Origin of the sequence: Metabacillus sp. 84 (assembly GCF_050107715.1) — a bacterium.
In the GTDB taxonomy this organism is placed as follows: domain Bacteria; phylum Bacillota; class Bacilli; order Bacillales; family Bacillaceae; genus Metabacillus_B.
In genome coordinates, this window is the sequence record NZ_JBNILN010000003.1 from 380,177 (window position 1) to 403,280 (window position 23,104).

The window sequence follows — 23,104 nt, forward strand, 5'->3', positions numbered from 1 at the left end:
AAAAATGGCGGCCGGACAAATTCCCCGGCCGTTTCTTCTACATAGGAGGGAGAAAAATGAATGAAAAAAAACAGGCAGGAGAATATGCAGCCTCATACATAAAAGACGGCATGACCGTAGGGCTGGGTACAGGCAGCACGGTCTTTTTTACAATAGAGAAACTCGGAGAGCTCGTAAAGCAGGGCATGAGTGTGAAGGGTGTAGCGACCTCAGAGAAAACAGCCCTTCATGCGAAAAGCCTGAACATCCCTTTAATAGATTTGAATGATGTTCAGCGAATTGATGTGACAATTGATGGAGCGGATGAAATTGACCCCCAGTTTAATGGGATAAAAGGGGGAGGCGGAGCACTGCTGAGAGAAAAACTAGTCGCAAACGCTTCAAGAAAAATTGTATGGGTTGCAAGCCATGAAAAACTCGTTCAGCATCTCGGTAAATTTCCCCTGCCAGTTGAGGCAGTGGCATTTGGTTCAGCCCACATTGAGAAAAAGCTTGAAAAACAAGGATTACATCCCATTTTGAGAAAAAACACAGCAGGCAAACCGTTTTTGACGGATAGCGGAAATGTGATTTATGATCTCCATCTGAAACGCATTGAGGATCCTCACAGACTTGCAGCTGAACTGAAGCAGCTTTCCGGAATCGTAGACCACGGGCTGTTTCTTCAACATCCGCATGTGGTGATTACCGGACTGAACGGCAGTATCGTAATAAGAGAAAACAGCAAGCAAGGAGAGAGAAAATGAAAGCTTTAGCTTTTGATCATTCGGTGGACCCGGCTTTTTACCACATAAAGAGATCCCGGACCCGGTCATTAAGCCAGATGAAGTTCTTGTCCGCATAGCATCTGCTTGAACTAGCACTTTTATAAGCATTGATGAACTTTGACAATTCCGAATCAGGCTGAGCTTTGAACAAGATGTGAGCATGGTCCATCTCATGGTTTCACTCGAACAATGTTATAGTGTGATGTTCGGCCAATGGGATAAATTTATCTTTGGCATAGTCTGAAATGGGCATCATCCATAACATTCCTTCTATATTTCACGGCCAAAACAAGATGATCATACATCCAGAACACTGAATGGTTATTACTATCTAATTTCACTGAAATACCAGTATGCATAAAGCAAAAGTCTTTAGCCCGTCGCCTAACCGAAACCCTTACCGCTCATGCTGTTGCACCTTCACCTGTATGAAGAGGGAGACTTCTTTTGGAAGTACGTTAATCTCAAGCATGCATTGGATTAAAACAGCTCATAAATCCAAGAAGGAGTATGCTCCAATGCTTTTTCCCAGTAGGGAAGCTCTTCGTACATATCTTCCGTAAGGCTGCGGCTGGAGGAAATATCTTTCTGCAGCTCCTTTTTTATTTTGGAAATAAACGGCTGGGAGTAAAAAAGACAGTTCGCTTCATCATTTAAAAAGAGACTTCTTTTATCCCAGTTTGCCGTTCCGATATCGGCAACCGTGTCGTCTATCACGAACACTTTTCCATGGAAAAATCCTTTCTGGTACAGGTAAACGTCTGCTCCTTCTTTAAGGAGTTTTCTGGTGCGGGGATAACTCGGCGGTTTCGTGTACCAATAATCGGGTTTATCCGGGATTAACAGCTCAACCTTCACTCCCCGTCGGATAGAAGAAAGCAGTGCGTCCATCAGTGCGTCGGTTGGGATGAAATAAGGAGTTGCGATCATGATGCTTATCTTAGCCTTGCCAATCAGTTCAATCATTTTCTTTTCAAGATCTGGTCCAGTGGAATAAAGGAGCTGATACCTCTCAGACCCAGGTTCAGCTTTTGCCCGCGAGACAGGTACCGAAAGTCTTATACCCGTGTCCTCCTCCCAGTCTTTTAAAAATTGTTCTGCGATGGAATGTGAACCGGGTCCTGTAAGCCGGACATGATAATCCCTCCAGTAGCCGAATGAGGGATCCTTTCCAATGTATTCTTCTCCTACGTTAAACCCGCCAATATAGGAAACGGTTCCATCCATCACCGCAAGCTTGCGGTGATTTCTATGGTTTAGACGGTAGAAGAAATGTTCGGCAGAGATTGGCCGGCTTTTCGTGAACTGAACCCCGCTTTTTTCAAGTTTCGAAATCAGGCTGTCTGTGATTTCGTTTCCTCCAATGGCATCAACAGACAGCTTTACCTCAATCCCTTCTTCCGCTTTATCTTCTAATAAATTTAAAAATTTTCTGCTGATCCCATCGTTGCGGATTATAAAGAAATGAATGTATATATAGTGTTCAGCTTGATGGATGTCGTTAAATAGCGAATGGAGCAGCTGATTTCCGTCTGTAAGCAAATCAGCATCCCCATAGGACACCTTTGAGGCAGCAAGTGGATGCTGCCCGCTGTAAACCTCAGCTTGAGAGCGAATGTCCCGGAGAGCATGGTATCCGATTCCAAATAGCGTGATGGCCGTGAGAGCCCCCGTCAGCAGCAATTTTTTTAGCATCCTTTTCAAACTCCCCGCAGCAGCTGTGCAAATCCTTTTAACGGGTAGTATGCCGCAACTCGGCAAAGTTATAAATAGAGTTCAGCGAGCCTTTCAAAAGACTGTACTTTGTGCTCGAACGAATGCAGATTGGTCAAAACCATAAATTCTTCTGTTTCGTAGCGCTCTGATAACTCGGCCAATTCATTTTTTACTTTTTCCGGACCGCCGATGATCATTCTTTTACGGTTGCGTAATACGACGGTCCGGTCTGATTCAGAATAGGAGGCCGCTTTCGCTTCTTCAATACTTGGCACTCTGCTATCCAGGCCCTTTTCCACTCTTAACAGCCATAAGTCCTGGCTGAGCGCCCTTTCTTCTGCCTCTTCATCGTTCTTTCCGCAAATTACGAATACAGCGGATAGCGATCCCGGGGCTGGCGAAAAAAGGGAGGGTTCAAAGGATTTTCTATAGGCCGTAAAAGCCTCTTTGCCGCGTGACGGATTAATAAAATGCCCAAAAACATAATTCAGGCCAAGACCTCCAGTCAATTCAGCGCTGTTCTCTCCAAGTCCCAGCACCCAAATGGGCGGGACGGTTTTGGTGAAAGGTGCCGCCTTAATTCCGTGGTAAGGATGGTCTGAAGGAATCGAATCGGTTATATAATAAATCAAGTCATTCAGCTGCCTTGGAAATTCTTCCATGCTTTTGGCGGATCCGTCCAGAAGGGCATTGCGGATTTTTCTTGTGCCCCCCGGCGAACGCCCTACTCCCAGGTCTATTCTTCCAGGAAAAAGTGCCTCGAGCTGACGGAAATTCTCAGCTACTTTATAGGGGCTGTATTGGGGAAGAAGGACACCCCCTGAACCGACTCTGATTGATTTTGTATTGGAAGCAATATAGGACATTAGAATTTCAGGGGAAGTGCTGCCCATTCCCCTAGTGCCGTGATGTTCTGCAAACCAATATCTGCTGTAGCCCATTTCTTCTGCATGCCGGGCCAGCTTGAGCGTACCGCTGAGCGCTTCCGTAACAGAGGTGTTTTTAGAGACAGGAACCTGATCCAATATACTTAATTTCATCTATAAAATCCTTCCTGCAGGCTTTTTCTGTTAGAATGCCACAGCGGCAAGGCTTAAAGCAAGGAGCACGCTCTTTAGTTTTTCAAACCGTCAAACAGGGAAAAGAAAAAACAGTTCATTTAAAGGAGGTTCACTATGCAAACCGCTTTTTCTTCTCTACTCACTAAAGAGGATATGACAAATCCGGATCTTGTACCAGATTGGCTTTTGAAAGAATATCAGAATTTTCATGGTGTTGTGACAGATGCAACGTTTCCCTGCTATTTTGGCATGAAGGCTGAAAAGAAGGGGGAGCTGCGTTATGCATACATAACGAGAGAGGATTGGTCCAATCTTCCAAAAGCGGTCGGTCAGTTTTTGGAACTATTTAAAGATCCTCCCTATACACGGCATGGGCTTTTTGTCTTTATGGAGCCTGAAGAAGAAGAAGGGGAGCTTGAATTGTACCGCAAACGCTTTTGGGATATTCTGCAGTATCTTCACGAGCACGATCCAAAACCGTGGCCGAAGGATGCACCTAAGGATCCGGAGCATCACCTGTGGGACTTTCATTTTGCAGGGGAACCATTTTTCATTTTCGGAAATGCCCCCGCATATAAGCAAAGGAAAACAAGAGACCTTGGAAACAGCCTGGTTCTTGGATTTCAGCCAAGAATGATTTTTGAAGGGCTGGAGGGGACAGAAAAAGGCGGCATCATGTCCCGTGAAAAAGTACGGGAGCGGGTGGAAAAATGGGATCAGCTCCCTACTCATCCGGATATCAGCCACTATGGTGACGTGAACCATAACGAATGGAAACAATATTTTATCGGGGATGATGTGGAACCCATCAAAGGAAAATGTCCGTTTTCGCATAAATAGAAGAAGGTAAGGGCCGGCAAATTTTTTGCTGGTCCTTTATTAATGTAATAATATGGTATAATAAGCGAAGAATGGACAGATAAACTCTGAATGCTAATCGAAGGAACCTGTACACCGTCATGGCAGGGGAATTTGTCTGCTTTAAGCCACGTTCTAAAAAAGGTTTGGCTATAAGCTGAATAAACCTATAAACTTTTCGAAAATAGGATCTGCAGGATATTAGAAAGAAGGGGTGGCGGATAAAAAAACACATGAAGGCCATGCCAGGAGGGGAATTATTGAATTATATAATCAGGATACTATTTTCCATAGTTACAGTTTTTATTCTTGCAGGATGCATGCAGCAGCATACTGACAGAAGTATGAAAGAGCATGCTGGCAAAGAAGTTTCTGCTGCAGCAAAGGAACAAATAACAATTCAATCCAAAGAGGAATGGATGAAAATTGATGCGATAAAGCAACCAAGCGCATCTGCTATTACATATGAATTAAGCAAATCAAATGAGAGTTTTACGGCCCCGTTCCCAAGGAAATACCAGGATATTAATGGAATTCTCACCTTTAGAGCAGGTCCCTTCCGAAACAATGCTTACACCGGCTCCACGATTATAAAAGAGGAGAGCCTGATGAATAATTGGGCTTTTCAAACTTCTTCTTCTCCTAAGTGGGGAGGAGGGGGAGGCTGGGTTGGACAGCCTAGTGTTGTAGCCTGGAAGGCAAAAGAAAAAGAAATAATGAATTTATATCCTGAATATAAAAGTAAAAAAAATTTTAGAGAAGTCGTTTTTGCATCCCTTGATGGAAGGGTATATTTTCTTGACTTGGAAACCGGCAAAGCGACTAGAAAACCCATTCATATAAAAAATCCCATCAAAGGAAGTGTGGCTCTGGATCCTCGGGGGTATCCACTGCTGTATGTGGGGCAGGGGGTTCCTCATACTGGAGAAATAGGCTATAGGATTTACAGTTTGATAGATGGGTCGCTTCTGTCCTTCATACCGGGTGAAGATCCCTACGCCTATAGAAAATGGGGGGCCTTCGATGGCTCTCCACTCATCCATAAAGAAGAGGATGCAATGATTATTGCAGGGGAAAACGGGATTGTTTATTCTATAAAATTAAATACCGAATATATACCCTCTGAAGGCAAAATATCGATTAATCCTGCAATTTCTAAGTATCGGTATAAACAGGAGGGGAACGACTATCAGGGAGTAGAAAACTCAATAGCTGTTTACAAAAACCTTGCCTATTTTGCAGATAATGGCGGAGGTATACAAGCTATCGATCTAATTAAGAATGAACCGGTATGGGCCAATGCCCCCTATGATGATACGGATGCCACGCTCGTTGTAAGCAATGAGGAAAACACACCGTTTCTTTATACGGGTTCACAAATTGACAAGCAAGGGGCAGCGGGGTATGCCAGAATCCAGAAAATTAATGGTTTAAACGGGAAGATAGAGTGGGAAAAGAAATTACCTGGCTTCTCCTTACTGGGTGAAAGGCCAGTAAATGGCGGCGTGCTTGGAACCCCAGTAGTAGGGGAAGGGGCGCTGGAAGGGCAGGTTATTTACAATATATCCAGATACAAATCATTTAATGGGGGACTTTTAATTAGTTTTGATACAAAAACAGGGGAAGAAAAATGGCGCTGGGAAATGGATGATTACAGCTGGTCCTCCACAGTGGCTGTTTATACCGAAAACGACAAAGCCTACTTAGTTCAAGGGGACTCTGCCGGAAATTTATATCTTCTCAATCATAATGGCAACATTGCTGATAAAATAAATCTAGGCACTAATATAGAGGCTTCTCCCATTGTAATTGACCAGAGTATTGTAATTGCAACCAGAGGTGGTCAGTTATTTAGTATAAGAATGAAGTAGAAATAAAGATTACCTAAATGAAAAATAAGTATTGGTTCCAGTGATATGGATTTATGATATCAATTGACGCAAGTCTCAATGTTAGCCAGTCCAGCTTAAGAGTAAAATGATCAGTTTTATCAGTGCCATGCATAAGTACATTCTGCTATCATCAAAATGCTCAAGCATAAATGCAGACCGCATTTCCTGTAGTTACGAAATGTTATGGACCGGCAAATTTTTTGCTGGTCCTTTAATATGTAATAATTTGGGGAAGTTCAGAATTGATGGTAGAATAATAGAGACTAAATTCCTTATTTGTCAGAGAGGGAGATGAATCTGTGGGTGTCACATTGCGTAAAGGGCAAAAGGTAGATTTAACGAAAACAAATCCGGGACTATCCAAAATAGCAGTGGGATTAGGCTGGGATGTGAATTCGATGGGCGGAGCATCCTATGACCTGGATGCATCGGTATTCCTGTTGGGGGAGAATGGTAAAGTTCCCTCGGACAGCGATTTTATTTTTTATAATAACCCCAATGGTGCAGCGGGCTCTGTGCTGTACTGCGGAGACAACCGGACCGGAGCTGGTTTTCAGGATGATGAACTCATTAAAATAGATCTAAGCAGGGTACCCCCGAAATTTCAAAAAATAGCTTTTACCATCACCATCCATGATGCGGTGGAAAAAAGACAGAATTTTGGGCAGATTTCCAATGCTTATGTCCGGATCTACAATGAGGACAATGGGATGGAGTACATCCGTTACGAGCTTGGGCATGAATTTTCTGTAGAAACGGCGATTGTTGCTGCAGAGCTTTACCGCCACCAGGCTGAGTGGAAATTTAATGCGATTGGCAGCGGGTTCGGAGGCGGCCTGGCTGCACTCTGCCGGAACTTTGGTGTAACCGTAGACGACGAACCTGCAGCTGCACCTTCGTTCAGCCACCAGACTCCCCCTTCCTTTACACCGCAGCAGCCGGCGCAATCGCAGTCGGGATACATACAGCCAGGCCAGCAGAATTATCAGCAAAATCAGCAGGGCTTCCAGAACAGTCAGCAGAGCTATCAGCAAAATCAGCAGGGCTTTTCTCAAGGTGCATACCAGGGAGGTCAGGGAATCAGCTCTAATCCATATCAGCAAAATCATGGAACAGTCCAGCCTTACCCCGGCAGCAATCAAAATGCTCAGCCATCCTATAGAAGCGGCGTCGTTCAGACGAATGCAGCCAGCGGCACAGCTTCCTGTCCCAGATGCCATTCTCAAAATGTCCGGGCAGGCAAGAAAGGGTTTGGCATCGGGAAAGCAGCTTTAGGAGGACTGGTACTTGGGCCGGTAGGCTTGCTTGGTGGATTTATAGGCGGAAATAAAGTTCAATTCAACTGCAATCAATGTTCTCATAAATGGTCTCCTGATCAAAAGGATTTTGCCGCTTGGGCCAATGAACAAAGACGGAATGCCCAGGAACTGCTGCAGCGCTTTAAAAGCCAGGATGTAATGGATGCAATCGTTGCAGGCTGTGCTCTCGTCAGTCTTGCTGATGGACACATATCCGACGCAGAAAGACAAAAAGTAAATGAATTTTTCAGCAGCAGCCAGGAGCTTCGTGTCTTTGATACAGCAAAAGTGAATCAAAAGTTCAATCAGTTTGTCATGTCCTTAGAAAGAGACTGGATGTCTGGAAGGGCAGAGGCAATGAGAGCGCTTGGGAATGTCCGCTCAAAGCCTGAGATTGGGAGACTTGTCGTCCGCTATTGTGTGGCCATTGGATTTGCAGACGGAAATTTCGATCCTTCAGAAAAGCAGGCAGTGGCAGACATCTGCCAAGAGCTGGGACTGAATCCTGCTGAATTTTTATCATAATTCGGAACGGCCTGTGCACTCAGGCCGTTTTTATGGTTAATCCCTTTAAAAACAGGAGGTGCAATCGTGAAAAAATTCATGCTATTGTTTCTTGCCTTCACAGCCGCAGCTGGATGCTCTGTCCAGGATGAAGCCCAAGAGGATGCCAGGGAAACTGCAGCTGGAGAAAATAAGAGAGCAGAAATAATCGCCGATCAGCTCGACATTCCATGGTCCCTTAACTTCAGCAGCGGTGTACTCTATCTTTCCGAGAGGACAGGTTCAATTGTTAAGGTAGAAGGAGAGAAGAAAACGAGGATGAAAACCGAGCTGGAGAAGCCATTTGCTGATGCGGCAGAAGCCGGGCTGCTGGGGCTTGCCTTACACCCTGATTTCTTAGAAAACAGGAAGGCTTTCGCCTACTATACTTACGATAACGATGGAAAGGCCTATAACCGTCTGATCGAGCTTCAGCTGGATAAAGACACATGGAAGGAAAGGAAAACGCTTTTGGATAAAATACCGGGCGGTCCTGTACATCAAGGCGGGAGAATTGAAATCGGACCCGACCAAAAGCTTTATGCCACAGCTGGAGATGCTTCAGAAGATCAAATCGCCCAGGATCCGGAGCAATTCGGAGGAAAAATCCTGAGGATGAATCTGGATGGAACCATTCCTGAAGATAATCCATTTGAACATTCATATGTGTTTTCTTACGGACACCGTAATCCGCAAGGGATCTCCTGGACAGCGGATGAAGTGATGTACAGTACAGAGCATGGACCAAGTGGATATGATGAAATCAACAGGATTGAACCAGGTGGAAATTATGGATGGCCCGCAATAACCGGTGATGAAAAAAAAGAGAACATGAAAACACCCATTGCCCATTCCGGTAATTATTCCTGGGCACCATCAGGCTCTGCAATAAGTGGAGAAACCCTCTATTATGGAGGGCTGGGAGGACAGGGGATCTATAAGTTTCAAACAGGTTCAGAAAAAGTGGAAAAAGTCCTTAGCGGCTATGGAAGAATACGGGACGTTTTACTGGAGGGAGATCATCTCTACTTTATTACGAATAATACGGATGGCAGGGGAAACCCAAAGGCGGATGATGATAAGCTTTATAAGATTAGTCTTAAGGAACTGTCCTCTTGAACGGCAATGAATAAAAGCGGTCCGCACAAGCCGGGCCGCTAATTTAATGGGATTGATAATTGCGGGATCAGGGACTGGAAGGAGGGTCTATACATTCATTGGTTCAGCCTGCATGGAGTGAGGCGCTCTGCTTATCCGGAATAATAGATGCACTGGACAGAAGAATGGGTTGCCGATTATAGGAAGATTCAAGAGGATATTACGCTTTAGATTTATATAAATGGCTAACGGCTTTTAAGATGAACAGCTTTTCTTTTGCCGAGAGCATTTTCCAGCTTCCTGCTCTGATTACCATGATGCTCCCCCCTTAATTTGAGATTGTTACCTATCTAATACCGTCTTTTTCGCGGGATAAAACATTTGAGCGCTCCGCGAATTCTGATTACTTTCTGGAAAATATTCGAAAAGATCCTCAATTGCCGCTTTTATATGAAGATGGAAGGGGGGATTTGTATGTTTTTGATAGGCAAATCCGGTCATTTTTTGAAAGTTGAAAGGAAAAATTGACGAACGTTTATTTATTATTTTTATCTCTGGGATCAAGTTCTTTTGAGAATTCTGACCCAAAAGCAGGACGGCTGGCACGGACAGGAGAACTGGGAGCGAAGGCTGCCCGGTCAAGCAGAAATAAATGAACAAGTATCTCACCCGCAGTAAAAATCACAGCCGAAATAATGCTCCCCCATGCGATTTGCAAATAGTTTTCATATAGCACCGACCCGAAAATCCATACACCTAGATAAACAGTAAAAAATTCCGTAATAACAGCGGCCCGGCTTCCAAGGGCAGGAAAAATGACCCGGTCTCCCAGCAAATAAGTAGCCAACGCGGCAAATAGACTAAAGGAAAGAATATCCGGCACTCCGGCTTCAAAGAATAAATCAAGGCCAATGGCGAAGGCGGCCGCAGCGATAATAAATTTAACACTTATAACAGCAAGCTGATTCACGCTATTCACTCCTTTTTCTTCAGTGTTGTCAGAAAAAGATCCATTCATACCTATTCAGGAAGGTTTAGCCTGGTGGTGCAGATCATTCGAAATTTAGCGGGACATATAGTAAAGTTGTCCTTATGATTTGATCATTTAATGATTTGTTTTGATAAATTCTACGTGCAATGGAGGAATAGATGTGTTTGAACGGAATTATGCCGACCAAGACAATAAACAGCTTCATGAAATAAAACTTTCTGTATTAGACTTGGCCCCGATCGTATCAGGCAGCCATGCAGGCGAGGCGCTTGCCAATTCTTTGGACCTTGCCCGGCATGCTGAAAAATGGGGATACAACCGTTATTGGCTTGCAGAGCATCATAATATGAGGGGAATCGCCAGCTCAGCTACCTCCGTGGTCATTGGCCATATTGCCAATGGCACTTCCACAATCAGGGTAGGTTCCGGCGGAATCATGCTGCCAAACCATGCACCCCTTGTTATCGCAGAGCAATTCGGAACATTGGAATCTCTTTTTCCGGGAAGGATTGATCTTGGTCTCGGACGAGCGCCTGGAACAGATCAGCTCACAGCTCAAGCGCTAAGGAGAGAATTGAGCACAGGTGAAGATTTCCCCGAGCAGGTAGAAGAACTGAGGGCTTACTTTAAGCCTTCAGAATATAGCCACGTCAAGGCAGTACCGGGTGAAGGGCTCGACATCCCGGTTTGGCTCCTCGGATCAAGCGGCTTCAGTGCCCAGCTTGCCGGACAGCTGGGTCTGCCATTTGCCTTTGCAAGCCATTTTTCACCGGATCACACCACTTCAGCTCTCAATATTTACCGGAAGCATTTCCGGCCTTCTGACTTGCTGGACAAGCCTTATGCAATGGTAGGGATGAATGCTGTGGCAGCTGAAACAGAGGAACAGGCCCGCTATTTATCCACATCCATGAAGCAGCAGTTCCTTAATCTGGTAAGAGGGCGTCCAGGCCAGCTGAATCCGCCAGTAGATGATATGGACGCTCTATGGAATGAATATGAAAAAGCTTCTATTCAGCAAACATTAAGAGCATCAGCTATCGGAAGCCCTGAGCAGGTAAAAGATAAGATGCAGAAATTTATCGATGAAACACAGGCGGACGAAATTATGATCACCGCAAACATCTTTGACCATCAGGCAAGATTAAAATCCTATGAATTAACATCCCAAGTGGCAAAGAACAACTGAAGGAGAAATGATGATGGAATGTAAAATAAACCGCAATGCGGCAAAAAAGCTAAAGCAAATGCTTGAAAGTGAAGAAGGACAAGGAAAAATGATCCGCGTATTCATAACCGAAATGCACGGAGATCATGCCCATTATGATGTGAGGCTTGATACACCTGCAGAGCACGATGAAATTGTCCATACTGACAAGGGGATAGACATCTTAATGGACAGCAGAGAAGAGTTTTTGGACGGCGTCTGGATTCAATTCTTTTTCGTACCGCAAGAAAGATTTGAAATTATTAACAAACGCAAGGGCTGGCATAACCATCATTAATCTCATGATGCGCCGCTCCGGTAAGCGGGGGGCGCTTTCTTTATGGGCTTTACGAAAAAGCGTTAGAAAAGTACTCGGGAAGGGGAGCATCATTCATGGAAATTTTAATAAATGAGAGGCGTTTCGAAGGAACCGGCTTTGTACATGACCGTGCTGGCGGATTGCATCAGATTACCTTTAACTTTAAAGTCAGAAGCGGACAAGAATACCATGAAGTCACAACGCTCCTGTATAAGAAGGATTTTCACATACAAGTTCCTGAGGAAGGATTGTCTTTCCAAGCCGTAATCCAGAAATATTCCACCTCGGCTGTGAATTTGTATGAGGAAAATGCAATAGCAGATTACCACATTCAATTGATTGAGAAAAAGGCCGGAGAATGATTCCGGCCTTTTAATTTAAGCTATCATCTTGAACTGTTCCGATATTTTTAAATGAGGGCTTCCATCCGCAAAATTATTATGGATTTCGTCAGGAATGTAACACCATTCGTTCAAGGATGACCTCCGATAGCCTGATAGATGCGTTATTCTAGGCTTCACAAGTGCCTGTATGTTTCAGATAGAAGCTGATTTTGATCATTTTTAGACTGTTATTTTAATTTAATGTCCGTACTTCCGTTTTAATGTCCGTATTCTAGATATATTGTCCGTACTTCCGTTTTATTGTCCGTACTCACAATATATTGTCCGTACTCTAAATATAAAGACTTTTCGACACAATTCGCCACCGCCTCTGCCGTTCACCCAGCTCGGACTACCAAAAAAAGACCTCCACTCCAAGGCCTCTTTCATATTTAACCGTTTGAAAAACATTCATGTGCAATGAGCTCATAGGATCGGATTTTTTCGTGCTCTAAGTGCGTGATTGTAACCATCATTACTTCATCTGCTCCATATTCAGCGATTAATCCCTCGAGCTTTGCTTTGATGGTTTTAGGTGAGCCGATTGCCATTGAAGCTTTCAATTTATCCAGTCTTTCCAAATCTTCATCCGTTTTAAGATAGGCTTTTGCCTCATCAAAGGAAGGCACACCTTGTGCTCCTTCTCCTTTCTCAATCATCAGCTGCCAAACGAGAGAGGGGATTGCGATTTTCTCAGCGAGCTCCTCTGTTTCCGCACAAATAACCGGGACGGCCAAAATGGCCTCAGGTGCATCCATGCCATTGCTTGCAGCAAAATATTTTTTGTAATCCTTAATTATATCTGGATCATGACTTCCCATAAATTGACCAAACGCATAGCCTGTTCCATTCTCTGCAGCAAGTTTCGCACTTTTTCTGCTTGTCCCTAAAACAAAGGGACGCGGAGAAGATGCCGGAACAGGTGAGGGGTTCAGTGCTCTGAATGGATGGTCCTCTGGGAAATCATCTCTTAAAAAGTGTAAGAGCTCTTCCAGTGAGGAAGGCAGGTTTTTTACATTTTCAAGAAAATTTCCGGAAAGAGCCATGGAGGCCTCAGCAGATCCTCCAGGAGAACGGCCGATTCCCAAGTCGATCCGGCCAGGGAATAGAGTAGAGAGGAGATTAAACGTTTCAGCTACTTTGTAGGGTTTATAATGAGGCAGCAGAATGGCTCCCGCACCAAGTCTAATTGTTTTCGTCCTTGCTCCGATCCAGCTGATGATGACCTCAGGGGCTGAGCTTGTTAAACCGGGAAAATCATGATGTTCCGCGATCCAATAGCGGTGATATCCAAGCTTTTCACCAGCTATAGCTAACCGGAGCGAAGTATCAAGTGCATCTTTAGGTGTTTTTTCAGCTGATCTGGGTGATTGATCTAAAATACTAAGCTTCATCGTATTCCTTCTTTCTTTCTTGCAGATGACTTTATTTTAGCTCAATAGGCGGCTGTTGAAAAAATGTTTGCATTAGTCGTTCATTTTACTATTTATCAAGAAAAGAGGTGATAAGCATTTTAGTGCCATGATAGACTAATAGGGACGCCGTATTGATTGGAGATTCACTTAATGAATGTATTTACCGGGAGCCATGAAGACTTTCCATTCGCGATGTATGGAGACACTCACATAGCGGCACTGGGAGTTCTGCTGCTTTTAGTGTGGGCGCTGTATGCTTGTAGAGCGGTATTGCAAAAGATGAATATGAAGCGGTATGAAAGGATGCTTGCCATCAGCTTAATCGCGTTCGAGCTTCTCTATCATGTTTGGCTGCTCATTCATGATAATTGGGAGCTCCGGCATGCCCTCCCGCTGGAGCTTTGCAACATCAGTTTTATCATGACCTTCCTGCTTCTCCTGACAGGAAAAAGAGTGTTTTATGAAATTTTGCTATTTATAGGTCTGATGGGTGCCTCTCAGGCTGTATTAACGCCTGTCCTTGATATAGGCTTTCCGCATTTCCGCTTTTTTCACTTTTTCTATACTCACATCTGGATTATGGCCGTGCCGCTTTATTACACATGGACAAAAGGGTATAGACCAACAATTTTTTCAGTAGTAAAAACGATTTTATTTTTGAATCTGATTTTGCCTGTGGTTTTGTTTGTTAACAGCCAAACAGGTGGAAACTATATGTTTTTGGATCATAAGCCGTCAAGCGGAAGTCTGCTGGATCTGCTTGGTCCTTATCCATGGTACATCCTTTCACTGGAAGGTATTGCGGCAGGGATGAGTGTGCTCCTTTGGCTCATCTTTAAGGAAAAGTCCTCTGACAGCCGGTTCATAAAATCAAAAGCCCAAATGTGAAGGGAAAGTTCCGGGGCAAAATAAATACCCAGGAATGCTCATTCCGCATTCTTGGGTTCATGATTGGAATTCTTCTTATAGTCGCCGCTCCTGCCGCCTGTTTTCTTTAAAAGACAGGTCTCTTTGATGACCATGCTTTTGTCCACTGCCTTGCACATGTCATAGAACGTTAATGCGGCAATGGACGCAGCGGTCAGGGCTTCCATTTCCACGCCTGTTTTCCCGTCGCATTTGACAGCAGCGGTAATGACGAGATCATAGCCCTCTGCCGTCTGGATGTACCGGAACTCAAAATCGGTCCCCTGAAGCTGAATGGGGTGGCACATGGGAATCAGTTCCGCCGTTTTTTTTGCACCCATGATCCCTGCGATTTGAGCAACCTGCAGGGGGTCGCCTTTTTTAATTACGCCTTCCTGAATTGCCGCGTAAAGCTTATTTGAGATCGAGACAATAGACTGCGCTGCTGCGGTTCTGTCCGAGTCTGCTTTATCGGATATGTCCACCATCCTCGGTCGGCCTGATTCGTTCCAATGGGTAAACTCCATTCCCATTCCCCCTAGTAATCTTTACTCCAGTCTTTCGCATGATTGATGTTGATAAAAGCAGGATCATCCTCTGAAAAAGGGATGGTTAAGACATGCAGGTCATTTAAAAGCTGGGAAAGCTTATGTTCTTCCGCTTCCAGCATCTTCTCGAGATGCTGCATCGTCCTTCTGTGGTAGAGCGCCATTAATGGCTGGATACGTCCTCCTTGAACAGGGACCACAGCATCCGCATCAGATTCCTCTGCAAACTCGAGCATTTCATTAACGAACTCATTTGTAACAAATGGAATGTCACAAGAAAGGATGAAAAACCATTCCGGGTCATCAACCCTGCTCATGACATTATGAATGGCAAACAGTGGACCTTGGTAGGATAATTTTTCCTCTTCAACTATGAGGCGTATGTCCTCCCGTTTGAACTGGGCTGAAAGATCTTTGTTTGTCGAAATGATCAGCGGAGAAAGTCCGTTGTTCTTAAGAGCGTCCAAACTGTGTTCATAAAACGTCTTGCCATTATGTATCTCAAACATCTTAGGCTTGCCGAATCTTGAAGATCTTCCTCCGGCGAGCACAACTCCGGCTGTTTTCATAAGCGGTTTAACTCCTCAATGAAATGCTGGATGGTTGGAAGAATCAGCTTCTCCATCCCGAGTTTCACAGCATTTTCGGACCCCGGGAGAAGGTAGATGGCGCGCCCATCCAGGCTTCCCGCCGCCGCTCTGCTGAACATGGCTTTAGGGCCGATTTCATCGTAGCTTAAACTGCGGAACAGCTCTCCAAAGCCGTTCATTTCTTTATCAAAGAGCCGGGATACCGCTTCATAGGTTACATCTCTCGGACTGAAGCCAGTTCCGCCTGTAACAATGATGGCCTGGATCGAACGGTTTTCACACCAGCCGGTAACCGTCCGGGATATGAGGCTCTGTTCATCTTTCATAATGCTGTATGCTATCGTGCTGTGGCCATGCTTGGTTAAAAGATTTTGAATGAGCGATCCGCTCGCATCATTCTCTTTTGTTCTCGAATCACTGACTGTTAATACGGCTGCATCAACCGCAATTGTCTGGTCATGCTTATGCACGCTGGATCAGCACTCTCCTTTAAATGGATGCTTTACTTACACTTTATCAAAAACGCAGGACAAATACAGTCTTTAAGAATGAATGATTGCTGAAATTCATTTCTGCAAGGTTATTTTAATCGTTTTCTCTTTTTCTCTATTTCCTCCGTGACGGCAAATGCAAGGTCTTCGTTGCCAAACAATGATAGAACACCAAGCAAGGTATCATCTGCAATCGGACCTGCTTCCTCTTTTGAAACGGTAAGTTCCAGTGCTTCCCGGAGGGCCTGGTTCTTTTGCTGGCCCGGATAGGCAGATTGATAGAGTGACTCTGGATCCAAGCCATGATTGATACACCATTGGGCAAAAACGAGAATCATCATTTTCTCATCCTTTTGATAGTTTTGGATGATTTGGTTTTCTACTTCTTTGCTGTTCATCAATTCACTTCCTAGTAAGATTCAATGGTTATAGCAGGGCTATACGGACCTAAGTCAAGGTCAGAGTCCATTCCAAGAGTAAGCTTAGCGAGCTCAGCCCCGATATACGGACCCATTGTCAGACCGGAAGAACCTAGTCCGTTAACGGCAAACAAGCCCCTCCAGCCAGGCAGTTCTCCAAATACCGGCAAAAATCCTTCTGTAAATGGCCGGTAGCCGTATTTTGCTTCTGCAAACTGGCTGTTTTTCAAACCGGGAGCCGTTTCCATCACCTTGCCGAGTACCTCGTGGATCCCCGCTGCTGTTGGACCAGGTTCGAAGGATAGGGTATCTTCATGAGTAGTGCCTGCAGCGATCCTTCCATTTGAAAAAGGAACTAAATATTGAGTGCCCGGCGGCAGAAGAACAGGCCAGTTGTCCGTTTTTTTCTCTGTATGCTCAAGATGGACAATTTGCGCTTTCTGAAAGGTAACGTTAAAGCGGATTCCGAGCGGAGCCAGCAGCTGGGAGGCCCATGCACCTGCACAAACGATTACTTTTTCTGCCCGAATGGTTTCCCCTCCAATTACAGCCCCTGTAACTTGGTGATCCGTAAAGAGCAGCCGGGCATCACCGGTCAGATAAGATGCTCCATTTCTTACCGCTGCCTGGATAAGGGCGCTGCAGATTTTCCCTCCGTCGACTTTCGCTCCCCCAGTAACGTGTAAGCCGTAAAAATGATCAGATAGACCAGGGAAGAGCGCTGACGTCTCAAAAGGAGAAAGCCGCGAGATTTCTCCGATTTCCGGGGCATCTGCTTTTCTTTTGATTGCCATTTCCTCCATCTTCATAATCTTTTTTTCTTCAGAATGGAGACTGATGGCCCCTGTTTTTGCGTAGCCGGTTTCCGTCTCGCCATCCGCTTCGAGCTGTGAAATCAATTCAGGGTAATAGCGGGCCCCGTTTTTAGCAAGCAGATACCAAGCTTTATTTCTTCTCTGTGAGAGCCATGGGCACACGATTCCCGCTGCAGCACCTGTGGCCTGACCGGGCTCTTCCCTGTCTGCCAGGATGACGTCCGCTCCATATTTAGAAAGATGATAGGCAGTTGAAGCCCCTGCGATACCTGCCCCGATTACAATAATTGTTTCCATGATCCGCATCCTTTTTCAGTTCCTTCAATCTGTATGTATTATATCATTATCAGCCTTCCTGCCCAAAGCTAAAGGGAAGGGGGAAAGAAGCGGTTTGTTAGCATACCTAATAGGGGTATGGTATATTATAAGAAGCGTAAGGGGGTGGAAAGATGGAAGAAGAGCAAATACAACTTGGAAAACAGGAAGCTGAGCATTGCGCAAGCTCCGAAAGAAAAAGCCATCATTCAGAATTAACCAAAAAGAATCTTACCTCCCGTCTTAACCGCATTGAAGGCCAAATAAGGGGCATCAAAAGACTGATTGAGCAAGACACATACTGTGATGACGTGATTACGCAGATTGCCGCTACTCAGGCTGCATTAAACAGTGTTGGAAGACTATTGCTTGAAGGGCATATGAAAACCTGTGTAGCAGAGCGGATTCAGGCTGGAGATTCGGAAGTCCTCGATGAAGTGCTGCTGACAATCAGCAAATTAACGAAAAAGGGATAGGAGGAATTGATGTTGAATACAACGCTTACAGTTGACGGAATGAGCTGCGAGCACTGTGTAAAAGCAGTTGAAGGCAGTGTAGGTGAACTAGCAGGTGTAGAATCTGTAAAAGTATCCTTACAGCAAGGCAAAGTGGAAGTGCGCTTTCAGCCTGAAAAAGTCACGTTAGAGAAAATCAAGGAAACGATTGACGATCAGGGCTATGATGTAAAAGACTAGAGAAGTGGCAGCGTGCCGGGTTACATGGCACGTTTCATTTTTAAGATAATATACCCCCTAAAGGTATAGGAGATGAGAAAATGAGCCGTTCATTTAAGGAAACTACCATACCTATCAGCGGTATGACATGTGCAGCCTGCGCTTCACGTATAGAAAAGGGACTCGGGAAAATGGACGGAGTGGAGCAGGCTAATGTCAATCTTGCGTTAGAAAAATCAAAGGTGATCTACCATCCGGACACCATCTCCATCTCTGACATTCATAAAAAGGTGAAGGATCTCGGGTATGAGACTGGTGGTGAAAAAACGGCGCTTTCCATCACGGGTATGACATGTGCGGCTTGTTCAAGCCGGATTGAGAAAGGGCTAAATAAAATGGATGGAGTTATACATGCTTCTGTCAATCTGACGACGGAAAGCGCGTCAGTAGAATATCAGCCCTCTGAGTTAACGCCTGATGATTTGGTCAAACGGATTGAAAAACTGGGGTACGAAGCAGCAGTTAGCGGCGTTAACGGTAGTGGAAAAACGGATGAGGAGCGTCAGAAGCTCCTTCAAAATCAGCAGGGAAGGTTTTTGTTTGCTGCCATCCTCTCTTTTCCGCTGCTATGGGCGATGGTGAGCCATTTTTCCTTCACCTCTTTCATTTTTCTGCCGGAAATGCTCATGAATCCTTGGGTTCAGCTGGCATTTGCCACCCCGGTGCAATTCATAGCGGGAAGGCAATTTTACATTGGGGCATTCCATGCTTTGAGAAATAGAGGAGCCAATATGGATGTTCTGGTAGCGCTGGGGACATCGGCCGCCTATTTTTACAGTGTATATTTGACAGCCCAATCGCATCTTCTGGCTAATACTCAAATGACGGAACTTTACTTTGAAACGAGCGCCATTCTGATTACTTTGATTTTGCTTGGGAAATTGCTGGAAGCAAGGGCAAAGGGCAGATCCTCAGAGGCGATAAAAAAGCTGATGGGACTCCAGGCAAAATCTGCTTCAGTTATCCGCAATGGGAAAGAAACCGTTTTGCCGCTTGATGAAGTGACATTCGGAGATATAGTTGTTGTGCGTCCGGGTGAAAAAATACCGGTGGATGGGGAGATTGTTGAAGGGACTGCAGCAGTGGATGAATCGATGCTGACAGGAGAAAGCATTCCAGTCGATAAAAAATCAGGAGATTTAGTTTATGGATCAACTATGAACAAAAACGGCTTTCTGACATTCAGGGTAAGTAAGGTCGGAAAAGAAACAGCACTCGCCCAAATTATTAAAGCAGTAGAGGATGCCCAAGGTTCAAAGGCACCGATTCAGCGTCTTGCAGATCAAATTTCAGGTGTCTTCGTGCCAGCTGTCCTTGGGGTGGCTCTTCTGACCTTCTTTGTTTGGATAGTATGGCTTAATCCCGGTGATCTTTCTTCAGCGCTGGAAAAATTTATTGCAGTGCTCGTCATAGCCTGTCCATGTGCACTCGGGCTTGCAACCCCGACATCGATCATGGCAGGATCGGGGAGGGCGGCGGAATTCGGTATTTTATTCAAAGGCGGGGAGCATATTGAAAATGCCCATAAGATCGACACTGTCTTGCTGGATAAAACCGGAACTGTAACTTACGGAACCCCAGAGCTTACGGATATCCGGATATTCCATGAAGAAAAACAGCAAGTGCTATCCATCATAGCTTCCGCAGAGAACCAATCGGAGCATCCGCTCGCGAAAGCTGTGGCTGAGGGAATTCAAAGGAAAGGGATCCCGCTGGCTGCCGTAGAGAAGTTTGAAGCAATCCCGGGATATGGAATCCGTGCTGCTGTGGAAGGGAAGGTCCTGCTTGCAGGCACTCGTAAGCTAATGAAGAAATTTGCCATCGATGTGTCAGAGGCGTATCCGGATATGGAGGCGATGGAATCAGAAGGAAAGACCGTTATGCTTGTCAGTATAGATGGGGTTTATTCCGGACTGATGGCAGTTGCCGATACGATTCGGGATACATCAGCCCAGGCAATCAAACGGCTTAAGGAATTGAACATTCAGGTCATAATGATTACCGGCGACAATGAGCGAACAGCAAGAGCCATAGCCCGCGAGGCTGGTATCTCAGAGGTGATCTCAGAGGTATTGCCCGAACAAAAAGCAGCAGCTGTTAAAAAACTGCAGCAGCAGGGCAGGAAAGTGGCCATGGCCGGCGACGGAATCAATGACGCTCCTGCCCTTGCGGCAGCCAATACAGGGATCGCCATCGGTACAGGAACGGATATTGCTATGGAGGCTGCGGACATTACGCTCATCAGAGGTGATTTAACACTTATTGCCGATGCACTGCTGATGAGCAAAAGAACCATTTGGAATATTAAACAAAATCTTTTCTGGGCGCTGGGCTATAACGTTCTAGGAATTCCGATAGCAGCAGCCGGCTTTCTTGCTCCTTGGCTTGCCGGTGCCGCAATGGCCTTCAGCTCTGTCTCTGTTGTACTGAACGCGCTCAGACTTCAAAGAGTTAAACTTTAAAAAAGGGGAGAGTTTTCGAATGTCTATCCTGTGGAAATGGGTGTTAGCCGCTATCCTGGTGACAGGAGCAATAACAGGTGTATATATCATCGTTCAGCTAAACAGCAGCCCGGAAGCAGCAGACAATAAGATTCACAAACATGAAGGAATGAAGGCGAGCGCTGACCATAACAGCCGCATCTTGACGGAAACGGAATATGCGAATGGAAATATTCAAGTATAGGTGAAAAATGAGGAAGGAAAATCTTATGATCATCTGCTTATTCATCATCAAAAACGGATGCATGTAATGATTGTAAGTGAAGATTTAGCGGAATACGATCATATTCACCCAATCAGAACAGGAAAAAGAACCTATGAAATCAAGAAAGCTCTTAAACCAGGAACCTATAAAGCATTTGATGACCTTAAGCCTGAAAATGGACGCTATGAGGTAAAGCCGGATGTGCTGCAAGCGGGAAACAAGGCGAAAAAGTACCCCCCTGCTTTAAAGTCAGATACCGATAGCAAACAATCGTCAGGAGAATTTACGGTTGAGCTTAATCCTAAATGTATTAAGCTTTTCTTTCAATAAAAGAACCCCCGAGCCATATCTCGGAGCTTCAGGCCACGTTGTAATCCTGGATGACAGGCTGAAAAACACATTCATGTTCATCCAGTCTCCAAGAAGGAAACAAAGTTCGAAACCGAATTTGAGAAGCCCGGCCTGTACAAGATCTGGGCTGAGTTTAAAATGAAAGGAAAGGTGCACCTATTTCCTTTTGTGGTAGAAGTTAAATAATCGCAGGCTGAACAGCCATAGGCACATGATCTTACGCAGTCATGCCCGGAAAACTTGAAGGACTGGAATAGAATAATGGCTGCCCTAAAAGAAATTCGTTTCTTTTAGGGCAGCTTTTTCATTTTAGGCTTAGTTAATGTGGGTATTGATAATACCTGTTGATTAGAGCGGAAGATGTGACACTTCAAGCTTAAGAGCAGCGGGACAGGGGAGGCCAGGGGGAGGCTCACCGCTCTTGGATAAGCGAATGCCTGCTGGCTGCAATCAGCAGCCAAGTTTAACAGAGCATTATTATAAATAGAAACAGAGCTTTTATTTAAATGATTAAACAACAGGAGCCTCATTAAGCAATTTTTTTCAGCTGTACGATCAATTCGCAATTTAGTTTGATTAATAGAGGCAATAGGAGTAAGTCGAATGTCATTCTGCGCTTGGTTTCGCCATTGACTTTAGGGCCATTAGCTGCCGGTATGATACTCTTGAATGAGAACGGAAAATGAGATGAACCTTGCCTTTCCAGCAAAAAGGATACAGAAAGTGTGTTCAGGTAGTCCTATGGAGGGTAAGGAAGGACTAATGGGTTGGAATTTCTGCCGATATTTTCTATTGGAGGAGAATATAGCCGTTTCTCTCATTGGTTCAATCAAGATTATTCATGTTTGGGGGTCGCTGCATGAAACCGGCTGAAGAAAATAGAAAAATCATCAGGGTTAAAAACGGCTGTGCCGAGCATACAGAGGACCTTGTTGTAACGGAATTCCCTATAACCGTTAAGGTCAATGGGCAGGAATTTGTAACGATGGTGTGCACTCCTGAGTACATCGAGGATATGGTCACAGGCTTTTTGGCATCAGAGGGCGTTATAAAAAAATACGAGGATATTCAGGACATATGGATTCAGGAAAGAGAAGGGTATGCGCATGTGAAGCTAAGCAAAATGAACCCCTATTTTCACAATTTCCAGAGCAAGCGCTACGTTACATCATGCTGCGGGATGAGCAGACCGGGTTTTGTGTTTGCCAACGATGCGCTCACCGCGAAGAAAATGGAAGGCATCCGGATCAGGATGACGGCAGCTGACTGCTTCAGGCTGATGGGTGAAATGCAGCAGTCAGCCTTTACCTTTCAGCAGACAGGAGGGGTTCACAACGCTGCCCTCTGTAATGCGGACGGACTGATTTTAAGCAGGATGGATATCGGCAGGCATAATGCTCTTGATAAAATTTACGGCCATTGCCTAAAGCACGGGATTTCCATTGGAGATAAAGTCGTTGTATTCAGCGGCCGGATTTCTTCAGAAATTCTTCTAAAGGTTGCGAAAATCGGCTGTGAAATCGTCTTGTCCAAATCAGCTCCGACTGAGCTTGCTCTGACCCTGGCAGATCAGCTTGGAATTACGGCGGCCGGGTTTATACGAAATGAATCCATGAACATTTACACTTGTCCTGAACGAATTATCCTGGATGAAGATTAACACGGAAGGAGAGGATCAGCG

24 protein-coding genes and 1 pseudogene are annotated in these 23,104 nt (G+C 45.0%); 15 read left to right on the forward strand and 10 right to left on the reverse strand.

Annotated features, from left to right (window positions below; genetic code table 11):
• Positions 1-56 precede the first annotated feature (56 nt).
• The gene (rpiA, locus tag ACQCV8_RS08745) at positions 57-746 is read left to right on the forward strand and encodes a ribose-5-phosphate isomerase RpiA (RefSeq protein WP_426844192.1); all 690 of its coding nucleotides are present in this window, start codon (positions 57-59) and stop codon (positions 744-746) included.
• 73 nt (positions 747-819) lie between these two features.
• Here the strand turns inward: rpiA and tnpA are convergent.
• From tnpA to ACQCV8_RS08760, 3 genes and pseudogenes are all read right to left on the reverse strand, one after another.
• A pseudogene (tnpA, locus tag ACQCV8_RS08750) lies at positions 820-1,108 on the reverse strand (IS200/IS605 family transposase); the annotation flags it as partial.
• Between the two features lie 139 nt (positions 1,109-1,247).
• The gene (gene cls / locus ACQCV8_RS08755) at positions 1,248-2,462 is read right to left on the reverse strand and encodes a cardiolipin synthase (protein ID WP_426844193.1); all 1,215 of its coding nucleotides are present in this window, start codon (positions 2,460-2,462) and stop codon (positions 1,248-1,250) included.
• 68 nt (positions 2,463-2,530) lie between these two features.
• Positions 2,531-3,523 carry an LLM class flavin-dependent oxidoreductase gene (locus tag ACQCV8_RS08760; protein ID WP_426844194.1) on the reverse strand — a complete coding sequence of 331 codons (993 nt, stop codon included), beginning with the start codon at positions 3,521-3,523 and terminating at the stop codon, positions 2,531-2,533.
• Positions 3,524-3,658: 135 nt separating this feature from the next.
• On the opposite strand from ACQCV8_RS08760, the gene ACQCV8_RS08765 reads away from it, so the two are divergent.
• From ACQCV8_RS08765 to ACQCV8_RS08780, 4 genes are all read left to right on the forward strand, one after another.
• Positions 3,659-4,384, forward strand: coding sequence for a YqcI/YcgG family protein (locus tag ACQCV8_RS08765; protein WP_426844195.1), 726 nt, complete (start codon positions 3,659-3,661; stop codon positions 4,382-4,384).
• Between the two features lie 278 nt (positions 4,385-4,662).
• Positions 4,663-6,273, forward strand: a complete 1,611-nt coding sequence (locus ACQCV8_RS08770; RefSeq protein WP_426844196.1) for a PQQ-binding-like beta-propeller repeat protein — start codon at positions 4,663-4,665, stop codon at positions 6,271-6,273.
• 320 nt (positions 6,274-6,593) lie between these two features.
• Complete coding sequence (locus ACQCV8_RS08775; protein ID WP_426844197.1) at positions 6,594-8,117, forward strand: TerD family protein; 1,524 nt, start codon at positions 6,594-6,596, stop codon at positions 8,115-8,117.
• 66 nt (positions 8,118-8,183) lie between these two features.
• Positions 8,184-9,254: a PQQ-dependent sugar dehydrogenase gene (locus ACQCV8_RS08780; protein ID WP_426844198.1), complete on the forward strand. Its 1,071-nt coding sequence runs from the start codon at positions 8,184-8,186 to the stop codon at positions 9,252-9,254.
• Between the two features lie 514 nt (positions 9,255-9,768).
• On the opposite strand, the gene ACQCV8_RS08785 is transcribed toward ACQCV8_RS08780, so the two are convergent.
• Positions 9,769-10,203 (reverse strand): DUF2512 family protein, encoded by a 435-nt coding sequence (locus tag ACQCV8_RS08785; RefSeq protein WP_426844199.1) that lies wholly within the window; start codon positions 10,201-10,203, stop codon positions 9,769-9,771.
• Positions 10,204-10,384: 181 nt separating this feature from the next.
• On the opposite strand from ACQCV8_RS08785, the gene ACQCV8_RS08790 reads away from it, so the two are divergent.
• From ACQCV8_RS08790 to ACQCV8_RS08800, 3 genes are all read left to right on the forward strand, one after another.
• Complete coding sequence (locus ACQCV8_RS08790; protein ID WP_426844200.1) at positions 10,385-11,413, forward strand: LLM class flavin-dependent oxidoreductase; 1,029 nt, start codon at positions 10,385-10,387, stop codon at positions 11,411-11,413.
• A gap of 13 nt (positions 11,414-11,426) precedes the next feature.
• Positions 11,427-11,729 carry an iron-sulfur cluster assembly accessory protein gene (locus tag ACQCV8_RS08795; protein WP_426844201.1) on the forward strand — a complete coding sequence of 101 codons (303 nt, stop codon included), beginning with the start codon at positions 11,427-11,429 and terminating at the stop codon, positions 11,727-11,729.
• Between the two features lie 95 nt (positions 11,730-11,824).
• Positions 11,825-12,112 (forward strand): DUF3219 family protein, encoded by a 288-nt coding sequence (locus ACQCV8_RS08800; protein WP_426844202.1) that lies wholly within the window; start codon positions 11,825-11,827, stop codon positions 12,110-12,112.
• Positions 12,113-12,525: 413 nt separating this feature from the next.
• Here ACQCV8_RS08800 and ACQCV8_RS08805 read toward each other — a convergent pair whose 3' ends face one another.
• On the reverse strand, positions 12,526-13,527 hold the full coding sequence (locus ACQCV8_RS08805) for an LLM class flavin-dependent oxidoreductase (RefSeq protein WP_426844203.1): 1,002 nt from the start codon (positions 13,525-13,527) through the stop codon (positions 12,526-12,528).
• A 171-nt stretch (positions 13,528-13,698) separates the two neighbouring features.
• Here ACQCV8_RS08805 and ACQCV8_RS08810 point away from each other — a divergent pair, with 171 nt between their 5' ends.
• The gene (locus tag ACQCV8_RS08810; protein WP_426844204.1) at positions 13,699-14,436 is read left to right on the forward strand and encodes a TIGR02206 family membrane protein; all 738 of its coding nucleotides are present in this window, start codon (positions 13,699-13,701) and stop codon (positions 14,434-14,436) included.
• A gap of 38 nt (positions 14,437-14,474) precedes the next feature.
• Here ACQCV8_RS08810 and moaC read toward each other — a convergent pair whose 3' ends face one another.
• From moaC to ACQCV8_RS08835, 5 genes are all read right to left on the reverse strand, one after another.
• A complete protein-coding gene (gene moaC, locus ACQCV8_RS08815; RefSeq protein WP_426844205.1) occupies positions 14,475-14,981 on the reverse strand; it encodes a cyclic pyranopterin monophosphate synthase MoaC in 507 nt (168 codons plus the stop codon).
• 11 nt (positions 14,982-14,992) lie between these two features.
• Positions 14,993-15,571: a molybdenum cofactor guanylyltransferase gene (locus ACQCV8_RS08820; RefSeq protein ID WP_426844206.1), complete on the reverse strand. Its 579-nt coding sequence runs from the start codon at positions 15,569-15,571 to the stop codon at positions 14,993-14,995.
• Positions 15,568-16,062, reverse strand: a complete 495-nt coding sequence (locus ACQCV8_RS08825) for a MogA/MoaB family molybdenum cofactor biosynthesis protein (protein WP_426844207.1) — start codon at positions 16,060-16,062, stop codon at positions 15,568-15,570. The genes ACQCV8_RS08820 and ACQCV8_RS08825 overlap by 4 nt, the downstream gene beginning before the upstream one ends.
• 110 nt (positions 16,063-16,172) lie before the next feature.
• Positions 16,173-16,481 (reverse strand): hypothetical protein, encoded by a 309-nt coding sequence (locus ACQCV8_RS08830; RefSeq protein WP_426844208.1) that lies wholly within the window; start codon positions 16,479-16,481, stop codon positions 16,173-16,175.
• Between the two features lie 11 nt (positions 16,482-16,492).
• Positions 16,493-17,614: an NAD(P)/FAD-dependent oxidoreductase gene (locus ACQCV8_RS08835; protein WP_426844209.1), complete on the reverse strand. Its 1,122-nt coding sequence runs from the start codon at positions 17,612-17,614 to the stop codon at positions 16,493-16,495.
• 152 nt (positions 17,615-17,766) lie between these two features.
• Here ACQCV8_RS08835 and ACQCV8_RS08840 point away from each other — a divergent pair, with 152 nt between their 5' ends.
• From ACQCV8_RS08840 to fdhD, 6 genes are all read left to right on the forward strand, one after another.
• On the forward strand, positions 17,767-18,108 hold the full coding sequence (locus ACQCV8_RS08840; RefSeq protein ID WP_426844210.1) for a metal-sensitive transcriptional regulator: 342 nt from the start codon (positions 17,767-17,769) through the stop codon (positions 18,106-18,108).
• Positions 18,109-18,117: 9 nt separating this feature from the next.
• Positions 18,118-18,327 carry a copper chaperone CopZ gene (gene copZ, locus ACQCV8_RS08845; RefSeq protein ID WP_426844212.1) on the forward strand — a complete coding sequence of 70 codons (210 nt, stop codon included), beginning with the start codon at positions 18,118-18,120 and terminating at the stop codon, positions 18,325-18,327.
• An 80-nt stretch (positions 18,328-18,407) separates the two neighbouring features.
• Positions 18,408-20,828, forward strand: coding sequence for a heavy metal translocating P-type ATPase (locus ACQCV8_RS08850; protein WP_426844213.1), 2,421 nt, complete (start codon positions 18,408-18,410; stop codon positions 20,826-20,828).
• A 19-nt stretch (positions 20,829-20,847) separates the two neighbouring features.
• On the forward strand, positions 20,848-21,051 hold the full coding sequence (locus ACQCV8_RS08855; protein ID WP_426844214.1) for a hypothetical protein: 204 nt from the start codon (positions 20,848-20,850) through the stop codon (positions 21,049-21,051).
• A gap of 66 nt (positions 21,052-21,117) precedes the next feature.
• Positions 21,118-21,402, forward strand: coding sequence for a hypothetical protein (locus ACQCV8_RS08860; RefSeq protein ID WP_426844215.1), 285 nt, complete (start codon positions 21,118-21,120; stop codon positions 21,400-21,402).
• Positions 21,403-22,282: 880 nt separating this feature from the next.
• A complete protein-coding gene (gene fdhD / locus ACQCV8_RS08865) occupies positions 22,283-23,083 on the forward strand; it encodes a formate dehydrogenase accessory sulfurtransferase FdhD (RefSeq protein WP_426844216.1) in 801 nt (266 codons plus the stop codon).
• Positions 23,084-23,104 lie beyond the last annotated feature (21 nt).

What these genes read in the sequence shown, in the direction of transcription:
- ACQCV8_RS08810 (WP_426844204.1), top strand. Translation starts at nt 13,699, where the DNA reads ATGAATGTATTTACCGGGAGCCATGAAGACTTTCCATTCGCGATGTAT.
- ACQCV8_RS08840 (WP_426844210.1), top strand. Translation starts at nt 17,767, where the DNA reads ATGGAAGAAGAGCAAATACAACTTGGAAAACAGGAAGCTGAGCATTGC.
- ACQCV8_RS08850 (WP_426844213.1), top strand. Translation starts at nt 18,408, where the DNA reads ATGAGCCGTTCATTTAAGGAAACTACCATACCTATCAGCGGTATGACA.
- cls (WP_426844193.1), bottom strand. Translation starts at nt 2,462, where the DNA reads ATGCTAAAAAAATTGCTGCTGACGGGGGCTCTCACGGCCATCACGCTA.
- ACQCV8_RS08860 (WP_426844215.1), top strand. Translation starts at nt 21,118, where the DNA reads ATGATTGTAAGTGAAGATTTAGCGGAATACGATCATATTCACCCAATC.
- moaC (WP_426844205.1), bottom strand. Translation starts at nt 14,981, where the DNA reads ATGGAGTTTACCCATTGGAACGAATCAGGCCGACCGAGGATGGTGGAC.
- ACQCV8_RS08800 (WP_426844202.1), top strand. Translation starts at nt 11,825, where the DNA reads ATGGAAATTTTAATAAATGAGAGGCGTTTCGAAGGAACCGGCTTTGTA.
- ACQCV8_RS08820 (WP_426844206.1), bottom strand. Translation starts at nt 15,571, where the DNA reads ATGAAAACAGCCGGAGTTGTGCTCGCCGGAGGAAGATCTTCAAGATTC.
- ACQCV8_RS08765 (WP_426844195.1), top strand. Translation starts at nt 3,659, where the DNA reads ATGCAAACCGCTTTTTCTTCTCTACTCACTAAAGAGGATATGACAAAT.
- ACQCV8_RS08760 (WP_426844194.1), bottom strand. Translation starts at nt 3,523, where the DNA reads ATGAAATTAAGTATATTGGATCAGGTTCCTGTCTCTAAAAACACCTCT.
- ACQCV8_RS08795 (WP_426844201.1), top strand. Translation starts at nt 11,427, where the DNA reads ATGGAATGTAAAATAAACCGCAATGCGGCAAAAAAGCTAAAGCAAATG.
- ACQCV8_RS08830 (WP_426844208.1), bottom strand. Translation starts at nt 16,481, where the DNA reads ATGAACAGCAAAGAAGTAGAAAACCAAATCATCCAAAACTATCAAAAG.
- copZ (WP_426844212.1), top strand. Translation starts at nt 18,118, where the DNA reads ATGTTGAATACAACGCTTACAGTTGACGGAATGAGCTGCGAGCACTGT.
- fdhD (WP_426844216.1), top strand. Translation starts at nt 22,283, where the DNA reads ATGAAACCGGCTGAAGAAAATAGAAAAATCATCAGGGTTAAAAACGGC.
- ACQCV8_RS08805 (WP_426844203.1), bottom strand. Translation starts at nt 13,527, where the DNA reads ATGAAGCTTAGTATTTTAGATCAATCACCCAGATCAGCTGAAAAAACA.
- ACQCV8_RS08835 (WP_426844209.1), bottom strand. Translation starts at nt 17,614, where the DNA reads ATGGAAACAATTATTGTAATCGGGGCAGGTATCGCAGGGGCTTCAACT.
- rpiA (WP_426844192.1), top strand. Translation starts at nt 57, where the DNA reads ATGAATGAAAAAAAACAGGCAGGAGAATATGCAGCCTCATACATAAAA.
- ACQCV8_RS08855 (WP_426844214.1), top strand. Translation starts at nt 20,848, where the DNA reads ATGTCTATCCTGTGGAAATGGGTGTTAGCCGCTATCCTGGTGACAGGA.